Source organism: Asticcacaulis sp. P2_B1, from assembly GCF_056404915.1.
The window spans coordinates 1-12,069 of the sequence record NZ_JBFUDD010000025.1; the positions used below are offsets into that span (position 1 = coordinate 1).

Consider the following 12,069-nt stretch of genomic DNA (forward strand, 5'->3'; position numbering starts at 1 on the left):
GACGAGGCCAAGGATGCGGCCAAGGGCGCGGAAGATGCCGCTAAGGGTGCCGGAGACGATGCCAAGGATGCGATGGGTCACTGACAGGTGGCGATTGACGGGGGTGTGCTTCGGGCGCATCCTTTGTGGAAATAGAGGAAGACGACTATGGGTATGCCTGCCGCGCGCGTAACCGACATGCATGTGTGTCCGATGGTGACCGGCATCGTGCCCCATGTCGGCGGGCCGATCCTGCCGCCCGCCGCGATAACGGTCCTGACCGGCAGTCTGCCTCAGGCGCGTCTCGGTGATATGGCGGTCTGTGTCGGTCCCCCCGATGTCATTATTCTTGGCGCCTTTACGGTTCTGGCCATGGGGGCGCCGGCGGCCCGCCTGGGCGACATGACGGCCCATGGCGGGACGATTGTGCTCGGGTTTCCCACCGTCCTCATCGGTGATTCCGGTGGCGGCGGAGGGGGCGGCGGAGGCGGTGGAGCCGCCATGGCCGACAAGGTCGGCGGTTCGGGCGGCAAAAGCGGCAGCATGACCAAGCCCGACCTGGTGATGAACGCCTCGACGGCCTTTTCTCAACCCGAGGCTCAGGCGAAGACGCTGAAACAGGCGGCGGCCGACGGCTCGCCCTTCTGCGATCGCTGCTGACCATGGGTGACGTGGCTGACGATCCGGGTGACTGGTTCGCCGTCGTCGATACGGCGCAGGATCCAGGTCTGCATACGCTGGTTTTGCGCTCGCGCGGTCATACCTGCCTGTTTTCCGGGAATCTGCCGCCGGTCCTGGCCATGGCGTCGCCGTGGCTGGTGCGGCTGCGCGCCGAGGAACCTTTGCTGGAAGCGTGGAAAGAGGCGGGGCGCGGCAAGAATTGGGGCATTATGTGCCGATCGCACCGGACGCTGTCGGATCTGCGCAAACATTTCCGTCAGTTTCTCCAGGCCCAGATGCCGGACAGCCGCATCGTCATGTTCCGTTTCTACGATCCGCGTGTCTTTAATAGCTATATCCGCGCCGCCACACCGGAAGAGCGCCGGCCATGGTTCGAAGGTCTGAGCCTGTTCGCCGTCGAGGGCGAGACACCCGAGGTCCTGCATAATTACAATCTGCGCRGCGACATCCTGTTCGACGCCGACAGCCCTATTGGTGGATGATGGAAAAATGGCTGCGTGGTGACGGCAAGATACCGGCTGTTGTGGTGACGGTGGGCGCAGCCGGGATTGCCGTCTTGATCCTGCTCTATCTGACGGATTTGGTAGCGTTCATCCTGCACGTCACGACGCTCGATATGACCTTGAATCTGGGATGGCAGTCCTTCATCGAGACCCTCGTCCTGTTCGGCGCCCTGATCGGTGCGGCCTGTCTTTGGGGTTGGCTGGCCAAGGCGCATGTTCTGGCGGTCGGTGAGAATGCCGGAAAAATGGCTGGTTTCGGCTTTGCGCTCGGCTTTGGCGGTCTGTGCCTGGCGGCTGTCTATGCCGCCATCGCCGGTACCATGAGCCTGCAAAAGACCGATCACGATATCCTGTTGTTTCTGCTCGGTATACCCTTGGTGTTCTACCAATGCGGCGCCGAGGAAATCTATTTCCGCGGCTGGCTGCAACCCTTACTAGGCAAGTCATTCGGGCCATGGATAGGTATCGGCGTGACAGCCGTATTGTTTGCAGCTCTCCATAGGGTGGGTGGCGAACTCGCCCTGCTCAGCCTGGTCAATATCACCCTGGCCGGCGCCCTGTTCGGTTTACTGGCGTGGCGGACGGGCGGTATCGCCGCGCCGGTGATGGCGCACTTCGGCTGGAACTGGACGGAATCGATGTGGCTGGGCCTGTCACCCAATCCTGGTGTCGACAGCTGGGGCTCGATCTTCAATTTCGACATGACGGGGTCTGCCCTGTGGGGCGGGTCGGGGGAGGGGCTGAACGCCAGCCTGGCGGTGACATTTGTGCTGCTGGCCCTGTGTACACCGCTGATCCTCTGGCGCAGACCGGTTGCAGGCGGTCTGCGAGTCGCGCCGGGTGAGTAGGAAATCCTTGTCTATTCCGTTGCCTGGGAACGGATGAGATCAATACGGTCGCGCTCCTTGTTGAAGGCCTGGAGGTCGGCGCCGGACAGGCTGTGACCAGACGCCATCGGCACGGTCATGGCGTCGACCGGCTCACCGTTGATATGCATTTCGTAGTGCAGGTGCGGGCCGGTTGAGCGCCCGGTCGTTCCGACATAGCCGATGGTCTGGCCCTGGCGGACGCGGACACCGGCGGTGATGCCATCGCCAAACTTCGACATGTGCAGGTAGTAGGTCTGCCAGCCATTGTCATGTTGCAAAATCACCAGATTGCCGTTCGGGCCTTTCATAGCCGCCCAGGTCACCGTGGCGTCGCCGGCGGCATAGATGGGCGTGCCGATCGGTGCGCCGAAATCGGTGCCCTTGTGCAGTTTCATGAAGCCGAGCACGGGGTGGACCCGCATGCCGAACTGCGAGGTGATATGGGCGCCGTCGATCGGTGTGCGCAGGAAGCTCCGGATGATGCTGGCGCCGTTACCGTCGAACCAGCCGGCCTCGCCATTGGGCGGCTTGAAGAAATACAGCGCCTTCGACTTGGCTGCCGTCGACAGGGAGGCATAGATCAGGTGCGGCGTCCCGACGACGTCGCCGCTGGCGTTTTCGGTTTGCTCGAAGGCGGCTTCGAAGACGTCGCCGGGATTGATTTCGCGCTGAAAGTCGTAGTCATAGGCGAAGGCCTTGGCGAAATCGGGAATCAGGCTGTCGGTAATGCCGGCAGTAACAGCCGAGGAATAGAAGCTTTCGGTATCGATCTCGCCGCGCTTGACGATGGTTACGACCTTGAGCTGGGCGGCGATGACGGTGGAGCTGTACCCGGTGCTCGTGCGCCGCACGGCGCGGCCGGAACTGTCGGCATAGGTGACCTCGGCTTCCTGCAGGATAGGCGCCTGGGCCGAGCCCGACAGTTTCAACACCAGGCGGACGTCGCCGGGTTGGACCGGACCGAGGCCTGCGAGGGCGGCGGCGGCATTTTGGGCGTCGATCGCGGCGATACCCATACCGGTCAGGGCGTTTTCGAAATCGTTCGCCGAGGCCAGGGTGAGGGTGCGCGTCGTCGTGCCATCGTCGACACTGCTCGATGGTGCGGCGGCCACGATGGCGGTCACGACGGCGTGGGTTTGCGGCTTTTTGTGCGACAAGGCGGCGGTGGCCGCCCCAGTCAGCAGGATCGCGCCGGCTATGCCCAGGGCTATCAGGTTACGGTAATCGGGTGGCGGGGAGCCGGGCGTTTCAGGCGGGGGAGCCGGCGATTTCCCGGCCGGCTTTTGAGGCTGTGGCGCGGGAGGTGTTTTGGGCGCGCCGGGCGCGGGCTTCAGCCACGTTTTGGGATCAAAAGAGCTGTCATGCCCGTCATCAACCATTTTTGTTCGCCATCGCCAACCAGGCGAATTATTTCGCCTTCATTCCGTGTAACATGGCTTTCAAGAGACGGGAAGCTGTGCTTTAGTCCGCTCCAGAAATCATCAGCGGGGACAAGCTGTTATGGCAGGTAAACGACGCGTTGCATGGCGCGAAGGCATGTTCCTCCGGCCCCAACATTTCCAGCAGCAGGACCGGTATTTCGATGCCCAACTGAATACGCGTATTTCGGGAACGCGGCCCTATTGCTGGGGGCTGTTCGAGGTTCAGGTCGACGAGGATTTGGCGACGCTGGGCAAGTTCGGCATCGTCAAGTGCAGCGGCGTTATGCCCGACGGTACGACCTTCGCCATTCCCGATGACATGCCGCCGCCGCCGCCGCTCGACATGCCCGGCGATACGCGCGACGCCATCGTCTATCTCACCCTGCCGGCCAGCCAGGACGGCGCCGTCGAGTTCCGCGATTCCGATACGGCCAGCCATGACGCCCGCTTCATCGTCAGCGAACAGGCCGTGGTCGATTCGTTCTCCGACGACCGTCAGCAGGAGGACATCGAGTTCGGCTTCGCCAACCTGCATTTCGGCGTAACGCGCGACCAGACCTATGGCCGCATTACGCTCGGCCTGGCGCGGGTGCGAGAATTGCAGAACAAAAAGTTGATGTTCGACGACCGCTATATCCCGCCGTCGCACGATATCCGGGCCAGCCAGCGCCTGAAAGGCGGCTTGTCGGACATTCTCGGCCGCGCCGAACAGCGCGCCGACGAATTGGCCCTGCGCGCCGCCGAAGCCACCGATGGCGGTGCCGATACTTTTGCCAGCTTCCTGTTGTTACAGGCGTTGAACCGCTGGTGCCCGTTATTGTACCACCTCGAATCTCTGCCCATGGTCCATCCGGAGAGGTTATACGAAAATCTGGCCAGCATGGCCGGCGAATTGGCGACCTTGACGCGCCCGGATCGCAAGGCGCCCAAGTTTCCGCGTTACGACCATGAAAACCTGCAGATGACGTTCGAACCGGTGTTTGACGCCCTGCGTTCGATGATGGCGGCGGTCTTCGACCGTTCGGCCCAGCAATTGCCGCTGGAAGCCGCTGGACCGGGCGCCTGGTTTTCGACCATCAAGGACAATAATATCTTCAAGACCGGTTATTTCTATCTGGCCGTCGCCGCCGCGGCGCCGCTGGATGAGATCCGCGGGCGCTTCCCGTCCGTTGCCAAGATCGGTTCGGTTACCAAGATGCGCGCCATCGTCGAATCGGCCTTGCCGGGGATTCCGCTGCGCCATACGCCGACCCCGCCGCCGCAGCTGCGCGTGCTTCCGGGCTATGTCTATTTCGAACTCGATCGCGGGGTCGCCGATTGGCGCGATTTCGCGACGGCTCCCGGTCTCGGCCTCCATGTGGCCGGCGACTGGCCTGCGCTGAAACTCGAACTCTGGTGCGTGAAGAGGGCAGATAAGTGAACGACAAGGACGGAAATGGCGGCAACCGGACGGTCTTTCGTCCCAGCCCGCTGCAAGGCCTCAACAAGGCCGCTCCCGACGCCACCGCGCCGCAACCGGCGCCGGGCAAGGCGGCATCGCCCTTCGGCATGTCATCGCAACCGCTGAAACAGGCGCCCCTGGCTCATGACGACGTCGTCCAACCGGGTCAGGCCCTGCATATGCGCAATCGCCTCGTTTCCGAGGCCGGTCCGGTCTTGGCCCTGGTGGCCAGTTTGCGCGCCGGCCGCGCCAGGCCGCCTTTACCGCAATTCCATAAGGCGGTGTCGGCCGCCCTGACGCGCTTCGAACAGGCGATTGGCGGCACGGTGCCCAACGAGACCTTTCAGCGCGCCCGTTATGCCCTGTGCTCGACTGTTGATGACATTGTCCAGAATCTGCCGGGCCACGGCAATGATACCGCCGAATGGGCGCGGCGCTCGATGGTCGTCACCTTCTTCCAGGAAAATATCGGCGGTGACCGATTCTGGCAGCTGGTCGAAGACATGTTGAAAAACCCGGGGCAAAATCTCGACCTGATCGAGCTGTTCCATGCCTGTCTGGCCGCCGGTTTCGAAGGCCGCTTCCGCGTCATGCCCGACGGCCGGCGCGGTTTACAAGACGTGATGAACCGGCTCTACGCCGCGCTCGAACACCCGCGCAACCAATCGACGCGTGAACTGGTGCCGCATTGGCAGGGCGAAAAGGCGCCCATGGTCAAGGTCGGTTTCTGGAGCCATATCGCTCTGGCCGCCGCAGTGGCCGTCGGTGTGTTGATGCTGATCTTCATCATTTTGCGGTTGATCCTGCTGCAAACCGGCCATACCTCGTGGGAAAGTATGAGCGCCCTTATGCCCGGCGAACCGCTGCGCTTGTCACGGCAGGCGACCGCGCCGCCGGTCCAGGCCGGCACGCAAGCCGTGCGATTGAAAACCTTCCTGGCGCCGGAAATTCAGCAAGGTCTGGTGACGGTTGAGGAAGATGCGTCGACCGTGCGCGTGCGCACGACGGTGGGGTCGCTATTCAAATCGGGTTCCGACCAATTGGCCTCGAGCCAGCAGCACGATCTGTTCGTGCGCATCGCCAAGGCGGTCGATACCGAGCCGGGCCCGGTGACGATCGAAGGCCATTCCGATAGCGACCGCATCTCGTCGCTCAGTTTCCCCGACAATATGGCCCTGTCCGGCGCGCGCGCCAATACGGTGGCCGGCATTATCGGCGGCATCATCAAGGATCCGTCGCGCATCACCGCCCAGGCCTTCGGCGATACCCAGCCGATCGCTTCGAACGCTACGGCCGAAGGCAAGGCGCAAAACCGCCGAGTCGAAGTCGTCCTGCAACGCCACGATTAGGGTTTAAGACCATGGAAGCTGTGAAACGCGCGTTGCTTAACTGGTGGACCGTGACGATTACCATCGTCGTGTTGTTGCTCCTGTTGCTGGTTGTGGCCTTGCCGATCTTCGTGCCGTTTATGCGGCCGTGGTGGATCAGGCTGATCATTGTCGTCGTCATTGGCGGGGTGTGGGGCATCTTTGCCTTTCTGCGCCTGCGCAAGGCGCGCTCCGCGGCCGACGCTATCGCCAAGGAACTGGCGGCCAGTCAGGCCGGCGGGGCGGAAAGCGCCGAATTGGCCAAGCGGATGACCGAAGCCTTGGCCGGTTTCAAGACCGCCACCGGCAACAAGCGAGACTATCTCTATTCGCGGCCGTGGTACGTCATTATCGGCCCGCCGGGCGCCGGCAAGACGACGGCCCTGTTGAATTCGGGTCTTCGCTTTCCGTTTTCGGAACAGGCCTATAAGGGCGTCGGCGGCACGCGCAATCTCGACTTCTGGTTCGCCGACGAAGCCGTGCTAATCGACACGGCCGGCCGTTACACGACTCAGGATTCGCACGGCGCCAAGGATGCCAATGCATGGACGAGTTTTCTGGGGCTGCTCAAGAAGAACCGGCCTCTGCAGCCGATTAACGGCGTCCTGGTCGCCATCGGACTGGATGAGATCATCACCGCCGACCAGGCCCAGATCGACCAGCATGCCGCCACCGTGCGCCGGCGCTTGAGCGAAATCCGCCAGTCGCTGGAACTCAGCGTACCGGTCTATGTATTGTTCACCAAGGCCGATCTACTGGCAGGCTTCAGCGAATATTTCGAGGATCTCGACGTCGAAGGTCGCCGCGCCGTCTTCGGTGAGACCTTTACCTATGACGAGGGCCTGCCCCAGGCACCGGATATGACCGCCGCCTTCGATACGGTGGCGCAGTCGATCGCCGACCGCCAAGCCAAGCGTTTGTCCGACGACCAAGATATGCGGCGGCGCAGCCTGATCCTCGGCTTCCCGGCCCAGTTCACCGCCATCCGCGCTCGTATCGTTCGCTTCCTCGAAGGCGCCTTTGTCGCCAGCGATGAGCCAGTCGGGCAGTTGCGCGGTTTCTACCTGACGTCCGGTGTGCAGCAGGGCGCGCCGCTCGACCGTCTGTTGGCGGGACTGGGCGATGTCTACGACCAGCCGCAGACGACGCCGTCCGGGGGACGCGCCTACTTCCTCAACCGCCTGCTGGGCGAGGTCGTCTTCCCGGAAGCCGGCCTGGTTCAGATGGAGCCCAAGGCACGGGTGCGCGTACGTTCGCAGCTGATGATCGCTTTTGGCGCCATTGCCGCCGTGTCGGTCGTGGTGCTTGTATTGTGGACGATCAGCTTCATCCGCAATCACGGCCTGCAAAACGATCTTGACAAGCAGTCGCTGGCCGCCGCCGAAATGGTCAAGGATCAAGGCATCGACCTGGTCGAAGTCGGGCCCAATGACGCCGATCTCGAACAATCGGTCGGCGTGCTCGACAATTTGCGCGCCCTGTCGCGCGGTTATGCCGACCGCAAGAAGGGCGGGGCCCCGCTGACCATGAGTTTCGGGCTCTATCAGAACGGCCACAGCCAGCGTGCCGATCTCGAATATCGCGAAGGCCTGCGTCGCATCCTGCTGCCGCGCCTCCTGCTGCGCCTCGAAGATTTTATGCGGACCAATATCAACAGTCCGCTCGATATCTACGATCCGCTCAAATCCTATCTGATGCTGGGCGGGCAAAAGCCTGGCGCCATCGACGCCGATACTATCAAGGGCTGGGTTGAAAGCGATTGGGAAAACAATGTCTATCCCGGCTCCGACCGCGCCGACCTGCGCCGCCGGCTGGCCCTGCACCTCGACGCCCTGTTGTCTGACAAAGATTTGCAGGTGTCGTGGCCCAACCATACCGCGCCGCTCGACAGCGACCTGATCAACCAGGCGCGCGCCGCAGTCCAGACCCTGTCGCTCAGCGACCGCGCCTATGCCATCCTGTACCAGAAGGCGACCGCCGCCAGCGGCGCACCGTGGTTGGCCTCGACCGTCCTGTCGAGCGGTGATGCCGTTGCCTTCACGAATGGTGAGGAAGTGCTCAATATGAAGGTGCCGTACTTCTTCACGCGCGCCGGCTATGAAAAAGCCTACCAAACCGGCTTGATCACCATCCAGAACGATCTCGAGAAAGACCTGTGGGTCCTGGGTTCGGACGCCAATACGTCCAGCGTCAAGGAACAGATCGGCGAAATCCGCCCGGGCGTCGCGGCCCATTATGTCCGGGATTATGAAGCGGCCTGGGATAAGGTTATCGCCACACCCAAGCCGGCCGACTATTTCAACAACGCCGCGGCCTTTGGCGCCTTTACCCGCTCGCCGTCGCCGTTGAAACTGATCCTGCTCGAGGTCGTCAAGAACGCCGACTTTACCGGCGGTACCCGCGCCGTGACGGCCGGGGTGACCAGCGCCGTCAAGAGCAAGATGGGATCGGCCTCGGCCGTTCTGTCGTCGGGCGCCGGCAGTATCGATGCTGGCCAGTCAATCCAGCTCTATTACAAGCCGGTGCGCGACTATGTTGGTGACGGCAAGTTACCGGCACCGATCGACGACTTCATGACCGCGCTGAAATCGGCCGGCCAGGCGGTCATCGCCTCGAAATCGATCCAGGGTGGGGCCGGTTCCGACGCCGTACAGGCCCAGACCGCGACGGCGACCGCTGCCATGGCAGGCGCCGCGGCCGGGGCTCCACCCGGGTTGCAGGGCTTTATGGGCGACGCGGTCAAGGGCGGATCCGCGGCGCAAACGTCGGCGGCGGAGGGCGCGGTCACCTCAACCTACGTCGCCGACATCTTCCCCTCCTGCCAGACCGCGGCGCAGGAGAAATATCCCTTCTTCTCGAATTCCAAAATCGACGTGACCACTTTGGATGCCATCAAGGTCTTCGGACCGGGCGGCACCATGGACGCCTTCGTCCAGCAGAAACTGACGCCGCTGCTCGATACGGGCGGGCCGGTGTGGCGGTGGAAATCCGACAACCCGGTGGCGGCAAACTTCAATCCGTCGACGGCGGACGACCTGTCGCGCCTGGCCCAGATGCGCGACATGCTGAGCACGGGGGTCTCGTTCAAGGTTCAGGCCGCGTCGTTCGGACCGGATGTCGACACCATCGAGTTCTCGTCCGGCGGCACGACCTATGTCTTCAATGCCACCACCAAGGACGCCCAGCCGGTCATCTGGACGGTCCAGGGACTGCCGGCGGCTCACGTCACCCTCAGCAAGGGCGGCCAGCAGGTGGCAAAGTTCGACGGTGACGGTCCGTGGGCGCTGTTCCGTGTCATGGACAATGCCACACGCCAGAACGCTGGCACGGACGCCTTCATCGCCACCTTCGGCCAGGGCGGCAAGACAGCATCGTTGAAGTTTGCATTAGGCTCGACCTTCAACCCGTTCAGTAAGGGCGGTATCTGGACCTTCCGTTGTCCGGTGGCGCTGTGAGACGGGCCATGCTCTTCGGCAAGCTGCCCAGCCACGGCGATTTTATCGCCCGCGGCTTGAGCGATGCACAGACAGCGGCCTGGGACGACTATCTGACGGCAAGCTTAAGCGATGCGGCGACCCTGGAGGGTTTCGAGGATTTGTATGGTGTTGCTCCGGCCTGGCGATTTGTTGCCGATGTCGATGGTCAGACGATGTGCGGCGTCATAGCGCCGTCGGTCGACAAGGTCGGGCGGCAGTTCCCGATCGTGGCAGGGGTCGCCGCCGGTGAAAACAGTGAGATGCTGATCGATGCCTGCGAAGCGCACCTTTACGATGCCTTCGCCAACGGGCTGGATGCGGATGCGCTTTATGCCGCCTTACAGGCTTTTCCGGATGCTCCCGAGGCGCCGGAAGTGCCGCCGGCGCACTGGTATCTCGAAGACGAAGACAGGGTGGTCATCGACCGGCTCGATGGAAACCGGCCGCCGGCCTTGATCCGGCACATGATGGAGGCAGCGAGGTCGTCATGATTGGCAATAAGCTCCGGTTGGAATGGCAGGCTCAGACCCATGAGGGCAGGGTCCGCGACCATAATGAGGATGCGCTGTTCGCCAGCGATCGCCTGGGTGTGTGGGCAGTGGCCGACGGCATGGGCGGGCACGAGCGCGGTGAATGGGCGTCGGCCGCCATTGTCGATGCCTTGCGTGCCGTTCCCGATCTCGATGATTTCGACGATCAGGTCAGCCACGCCGCCGGCGCCATCCACCAGGCCAATGCGGTTATCTTTGAAGAGGCACGCGCCAAGAGCATCAGCATGGGCTCGACCGTCGTCGCCGTCGTGCTGAAGAACCAGCGCTTCGCCGTCGTCTGGGCGGGCGATAGCCGCGCCTATATCCTGCGCGAGGGCGTGTTGCACCAGCTCAGCCGCGACCATACCCGCGTCCAGGAATTGATCGATCGCGGCCTGTTGACGGAAGAACAGAGTATCGGCCACCCGATGGGTCATATTCTGTCGCGCGCCGTTGGGGTGGGGGGCGAGCTGGAACTCGACGCCATTGCCGACGACATGCATTCGGGCGATGTCTTCCTGCTGTGCAGCGATGGCCTCTATGGCGTGGTCAGCGATAATGATATCGCCGAAATTCTCGCCAATATGTCGCTTGAGCACGCGGCGGAAGCCCTTGTGGCTAAATGTCTTGACAATGGGGCGCCGGATAACGTGACTGTTGTCCTGATCAAGGCGTCGGAGGCGACCGTATTGTCGCTGGCGCCACTTGTGTAGGGCTGCGGACAGATGAGTGAGGACGATAAACCCGACGACAGGACGGTCTTTAGCCCCAGTCCCCTGAGCACGCCGCCGGCCAAGGGCCAGGTCCAGTCGCCGTTTGACATGACCGGCGGCAAGCCGGCACCCAAACCGGTTCCGGAGCCCGCCCAGGAGTCAGCACAGCCCCCGCTCAAGCCGGCAAGGTCGGCCGCCAGAACGGCGTCCAAGCCAACGATCGATCCCAGCGGGCCGCAACCCAAGATCCAGACCTCGTTCAATCCGATGGCGCCGCGCTCCGATGGTGACCGCATCCAGATCGGCGACGTCCTCAACCATATGTTCGAGGTCAAGCGCTTCATCGCCCGTGGCGGCATGGGCGAGGTCTTTGAAGGCGTCAATGTCCAGAGCGATGAGCGCGTGGCGATCAAGGTCATGCTGCCGTCCCTGGCTGCCGATCCCAATGTCCAGGCCATGTTCAAGAAAGAGGCGCGCACCCTGACGCGCCTGTCGCACCCGGCCCTGGTCCAGTATCGTGTTATCGCTCAGGAACCGCAGCTGGGTGTGCTCTACATCGTCACCGAATATGTCGACAGCAAGAATCTCGAAGATGCGCTGTCAACCCTGAAGGCGACGCCGGCAGAGTTGCTGGCCCTGACACGGCGCATGGCCGACGGCCTGCGCGTCGCCCACAGCCTGGGCGCCATTCACCGCGACATCTCGCCCGACAATGTCCTGCTGGAAGACGGCGAGCTCGCCAAGGCGCGCATCATCGATTTCGGTATTGCCAAGGATCTCGACCCCAGTTCCAAGACCATTGTCGGCGATGGATTCGCCGGCAAGCTCAACTTCGTGGCGCCGGAGCAGTTGGGCGATTTCAACCGCGAGGTCGGGCCGTGGACCGACGTTTACAGCCTGGCCCTGGTGATCCTGGCCGTGGCCCAGGGTAAACCGGTGAATATGGGCGGGACCCTGGTCGACGCGGTCGACAAGCGTCGCGCCGGTCCGGATCTGTCGGTGGCGCCGGAAGCGCTGCGGCCTCTGATGGAGGCCATGTTGAAGCCTAATCCGGTTGAGCGTTTGCGTTCGATGGACGAGGTCATCGCC

General features: G+C 62.9%; 10 protein-coding genes. 9 read left to right on the plus strand and 1 reads right to left on the minus strand.

Annotated elements, in window-relative coordinates; all coding sequences use genetic code 11:
* The first annotated feature begins 147 nt into the window (after positions 1-147).
* Genes AC1DX3_RS24250 through AC1DX3_RS24260 form a run of 3 tightly spaced genes read left to right on the plus strand, consistent with a single transcriptional unit; the run spans position 148 to position 2,011 of the window.
* Complete coding sequence (locus AC1DX3_RS24250) at positions 148-639, plus strand: PAAR domain-containing protein (protein ID WP_476991939.1); 492 nt, start codon at positions 148-150, stop codon at positions 637-639.
* 2 nt (positions 640-641) lie between these two features.
* Positions 642-1,142: a DUF4123 domain-containing protein gene (locus AC1DX3_RS24255; RefSeq protein WP_476991940.1), complete on the plus strand. Its 501-nt coding sequence runs from the start codon at positions 642-644 to the stop codon at positions 1,140-1,142.
* Positions 1,139-2,011, plus strand: coding sequence for a lysostaphin resistance A-like protein (locus tag AC1DX3_RS24260; protein WP_476991941.1), 873 nt, complete (start codon positions 1,139-1,141; stop codon positions 2,009-2,011). Before AC1DX3_RS24255 ends, AC1DX3_RS24260 begins: the two co-directional genes overlap by 4 nt.
* A gap of 11 nt (positions 2,012-2,022) precedes the next feature.
* Here AC1DX3_RS24260 and AC1DX3_RS24265 read toward each other — a convergent pair whose 3' ends face one another.
* Complete coding sequence (locus tag AC1DX3_RS24265) at positions 2,023-3,411, minus strand: peptidoglycan DD-metalloendopeptidase family protein (protein WP_476991942.1); 1,389 nt, start codon at positions 3,409-3,411, stop codon at positions 2,023-2,025.
* 121 nt (positions 3,412-3,532) lie between these two features.
* On the opposite strand from AC1DX3_RS24265, the gene tssK reads away from it, so the two are divergent.
* From tssK to AC1DX3_RS24295, 6 genes are all read left to right on the plus strand, one after another.
* A complete protein-coding gene (tssK, locus tag AC1DX3_RS24270; protein WP_476991943.1) occupies positions 3,533-4,873 on the plus strand; it encodes a type VI secretion system baseplate subunit TssK in 1,341 nt (446 codons plus the stop codon).
* Positions 4,870-6,243 carry a type IVB secretion system protein IcmH/DotU gene (icmH, locus tag AC1DX3_RS24275; protein WP_476991944.1) on the plus strand — a complete coding sequence of 458 codons (1,374 nt, stop codon included), beginning with the start codon at positions 4,870-4,872 and terminating at the stop codon, positions 6,241-6,243. The genes tssK and icmH overlap by 4 nt, the downstream gene beginning before the upstream one ends.
* An 11-nt stretch (positions 6,244-6,254) precedes the next feature.
* Positions 6,255-9,716 carry a type VI secretion system membrane subunit TssM gene (tssM, locus tag AC1DX3_RS24280; protein ID WP_476991945.1) on the plus strand — a complete coding sequence of 1,154 codons (3,462 nt, stop codon included), beginning with the start codon at positions 6,255-6,257 and terminating at the stop codon, positions 9,714-9,716.
* 8 nt (positions 9,717-9,724) lie between these two features.
* A complete protein-coding gene (gene tagF / locus AC1DX3_RS24285) occupies positions 9,725-10,228 on the plus strand; it encodes a type VI secretion system-associated protein TagF (RefSeq protein WP_476991946.1) in 504 nt (167 codons plus the stop codon).
* Entirely contained in the window at positions 10,225-10,980 is a 756-nt protein-coding gene (locus AC1DX3_RS24290) for a PP2C family protein-serine/threonine phosphatase (protein WP_476991947.1), read from the plus strand. Before tagF ends, AC1DX3_RS24290 begins: the two co-directional genes overlap by 4 nt.
* Positions 10,981-10,992: 12 nt before the next feature.
* A partial coding sequence (locus tag AC1DX3_RS24295; RefSeq protein ID WP_476991948.1) for a serine/threonine-protein kinase occupies positions 10,993-12,069 on the plus strand: 1,077 nt, incomplete at its 3' end.